A 2,633-nucleotide genomic window follows, 5' to 3' on the forward strand; every position below is an offset into this window, starting at 1 on the left:
GCCTGGGCGCGATGGTGCGAGACGGCCAGCTCGTACAAAACCGCCGCGGCGGCTTTGCCCCGGTGCAGGCCACCAACCTGATCACCGGCGTGGTCATCGCCAACCCGGAAGGCTTCGGCTTCCTGCGTCCGGTGGAGGGTGGGGATGACCTGTTCCTGCCGCCGTATGAAATGCGCAAGGTCATGCACGGCGRCCGCGTGTTGGCCAACGTCACCGGCATCGACCGCCGTGGCCGTCGCGAAGGCAGCATCGCGCGCGTTCTCGAGCGCGGGATGACCCGCCTGATCGGCCGCTTCAGCGTCGAGTTCGGCATCAACTACGTGGTGCCCGACGACAAGCGCGTGCAGCGCAACGTACAGATTCCGCCGGACCAGACCGGCGATGCCCGCGACGGCCAGCTGGTGGTCTGCGAGCTGACCCAGGCACCGGACACGCGTCGCCCGCCGATCGGCCGCATCATCGCGGTGCTTGGCGACAAGCTGACCGCATCGCTAATCGTGGAAACCGCGATCCATGGCCACGAGCTGCCGTTCGAGTTCCCGCAGGAGGTGCTCAACGAGGCCTCGGCGGTGCCGATGGTGGTCGAGCCGGACAGCATCGGTGGGCGCGTGGATCTGCGCACCACGCCGCTGGTGACCATCGATGGCGAGGATGCCAAGGACTTCGATGACGCGGTTTACTGCGAACCCAACGCCGAAGGCTTCCGCCTGGTGGTGGCCATCGCCGATGTGTCCAATTACGTGCGTCCGGGCACCCCGCTCGACGATGAAGCACAGAAGCGCGCCACCTCGGTGTACTTCCCGGGCTTCGTGGTGCCGATGTTGCCGGAGACCTTGTCCAACGGCATCTGCTCGCTGATGCCCAAGGTCGACCGGATGTGCTTCGTCTGCGACATGCAGGTGAACCGCGACGGTGACGTGATCCATTCGCGCTTCTACGAAGCAGTGATGAATTCGCACGCACGCCTGACCTACAACCAGGTCTGGCAGGCGGTGGGCGAGAACGACGTGGCGGTGCGCAACCAGATCGCCGCGGTACTGCCGCAGGTGGAGCACCTGCACCAGTTGTACAAGGTGCTGGCCAAGGCGCGTACCCGTCGCGGTGCGATCGAATTCGAATCCTCCGAAGTGCGCTTCGTGCTGGACAACACCGGTGAGGTGTCCCAGGCCGGCATGCTGGTGCGCAACGATGCGCACAAGTTGATCGAAGAATGCATGATCGCGGCCAACGTGCAGGCCGCGCGGTACCTGCTGCACAAGCAGGTGCCGGCGCCGTACCGCGACCACGCCAAGCCGCCGGAAGCCAAGTACGACGACCTGCTCGAGTTCCTCAAGGAATTCAAGCTGAGCCTGCCGCCGTGGGCCAAGGTGCAGCCGGGCGATTACACCAAGCTGCTCAAAAAGGTGCGCGAGCGCCCGGACGCGGCCCTGCTGGAATCGGTACTGCTGCGCAGCCAGAGCATGGCGGTGTACGCGCCGGACAACCAGGGGCACTTCGGTTTATCGCTGGATGCGTACGCACACTTCACCTCGCCGATCCGTCGTTACCCGGATTTGCTCGTCCACCGCGCGATCAAGTACGCGCTGTCGGGCGGCTCGCTGGACAAGTACACCTACTCGGCACGCGAAATGGCCGCCCTGGCCGTGCAGTGCTCCGAACGCGAACGCCGTGCCGATGAGGCCGAGCGTGAAGTGGACGAGCGCTACCGCGCGGCATGGATGGAAAAGCACGTCGGTGGCCAGTTCGATGGCGTGATCAGCGGCGTAACCAGCTTCGGCCTGTTCGTCGAACTGGACGAGTCCAAGGTCAACGGCCTGGTCCACGTGACCCAGCTGCCGCACGACTATTACCAGTTCGACGCCACCCGCAAGACGCTCAGCGGCGAACGCCGTGGCAAGGCGTACCGGTTGGGTGACCGGGTGCGGATCCTGGTGCTCAAGGCGAGCATGGAAGAGCGCAAGATCGACTTCCGCCTGGTCGAGGAGAATGACGACGAGACGGCCGAGCTGCCGCCGCGTGGTCAGCCCGCCAAGCGCAAGAAACAGAAGTACTGAACGACGCGCGTACCGGGACCACCCGGAGCGCAGCCCCGGTAGTGCCGGCCGTTGGCCGGCTCCACGCATACAACGATCGGAGTACCGGCCCCAGCCGGCTCCATACCCACCACGATCGGAGCGCATCCCATGCCCGACGACCTCCCCGAATACAGCGGCGGCTGCCAATGCGGCGCGATCCGCTTCCACGTCCGTGGCGAACTGACCGACAGTTCGATCTGTCACKGCCGCATGTGCCAGAAAGCGTTCGGTGCCTACTACGCGCCGCTGGTCTCGGTACGCCGGGTTGAATTCACCTGGACCCGGGGCGAGCCACGCCGGTTCGCCTCGTCCAACCTGGTCAAGCGCGGCTTCTGCCCTGAATGTGGCACGCCGCTGACGTATGAAGCGCCCGACGGCATGGCCGTCGCCGCCGGTGCCTTCGACGATCCCGCCCGCCTGCCACCGACCGTGCAGTACGGGGTGGAAAGCAAGCTCCCGTTCGTGGATGGATTGGGCACCCTGGCCGACATCCGCGACGAGGACGATCCGGAAATGGCGCTGCTGCAGGGGCTGGTCTCTCATCAGCACCCTGACCAC

Annotated in this window: 2 protein-coding genes; both read left to right on the plus strand. The window is 65.6% G+C overall.

Annotation, left to right across the window (positions count from 1 at the left end):
- The coding region (gene rnr, locus ACXJKH_RS18395; RefSeq protein WP_457321510.1) for a ribonuclease R at window positions 1-2,054 on the plus strand (2,054 nt) is incomplete at its 5' end.
- Between the two features lie 129 nt (window positions 2,055-2,183).
- A partial coding sequence (locus tag ACXJKH_RS18400) for a GFA family protein (protein ID WP_457321512.1) occupies window positions 2,184-2,633 on the plus strand: 450 nt, incomplete at its 3' end.

This window comes from Stenotrophomonas sp. P5_B8 (assembly GCF_054049855.1).